This window comes from Allobosea sp. 47.2.35 (assembly GCF_024655635.1).
Lineage (GTDB): Bacteria > Pseudomonadota > Alphaproteobacteria > Rhizobiales > Beijerinckiaceae > Allobosea.
The window spans coordinates 1-878 of record NZ_JANLGI010000061.1; the positions used below are offsets into that span (position 1 = coordinate 1).

Genomic DNA, 878 nt, shown 5'->3' on the forward strand with positions numbered 1-878 from the left:
GCGCTAGCGGCACTGGCCAGGAGGATGGCGATCACAAGAGACGGCCAGCGGTTGCGCCCGGGTTCTGGGCAAGACGTTGTCGAAGACACGGATGTGAGCTCCATGGTGCAAGGGGTCATTGATCGTCGCGGCGCCAGGCAGCGGGCTTGGCGAGGGGGCGGGAGGCTCTCATCTGGGGCGATGGTCTCTGGAACCCGCGCGAGAGGAGCGGCCGGATCCCGAGATGGCGGGCCTCGCGCCGTTTGGCTTCGGCGATGGCGGCAAGGTCGCGGGCTGTCTTGGCCCCGGGCGCCCGGTGACAGCAGTCACGGCCGAGAACGCGTCCATCCTCGATCGAAAGCTCTCTGGTCTTGTCGAGGATGAGCGCTTCGGGAATGACATGGTCGAACTCGACGACCTTGCCGGAGACATTGAGGCCGCAGCCTTCGCAGCGGATGCAGCCGCGCTCATCCATGGCTCGCTTGAGCATGGCGACCTTCTGGCTGCGGGTGAACTCGCGGCGCCCACCCATCAGGCGGCCTCCAGCCGCCCGTAGGCGGCGACCTGCGCGATGATCCGATCGAGTTCCTCGTTGAACTGTGCGACGGCTGTACTGAGCTCGGCGATGAACGCTTCGTCGCGATGGGCCCGCGTGATCATGATCGGCAGGCCTGGCCAATAGATCGCGAGATCGATCCAGTCGCGCTCGGCGACCCAGAGCTGGCCCTGACACTGGGCCTTGTGCTCCGGCGGGAACTCGCCCTTGAGCAGAGCCTCAATCAGGAGATGCGGCAGCTTGGTCTTGATCTCGAGCAGGCCGTCCTGACCGATCAGCGCATCGGGCGAGGCGCCGGCCTGCCCGCGGCGCAAGAACCCGACGGTCTCGCACTCCAGGCTCG

The 878-nt window shown here is 66.7% G+C and carries 2 protein-coding genes; both read right to left on the reverse strand.

Annotated features, from left to right (window positions below; translation table 11 throughout):
* Positions 1–115: 115 nt before the first annotated feature.
* Positions 116–511 (reverse strand): hypothetical protein, encoded by a 396-nt coding sequence (locus tag NUV79_RS25205; protein WP_257735810.1) that lies wholly within the window; start codon positions 509–511, stop codon positions 116–118.
* The coding region (locus NUV79_RS25210; protein ID WP_257735811.1) for a YqaJ viral recombinase family protein at positions 511–878 on the reverse strand (368 nt) is incomplete at its 5' end. The genes NUV79_RS25210 and NUV79_RS25205, both read right to left, overlap by 1 nt.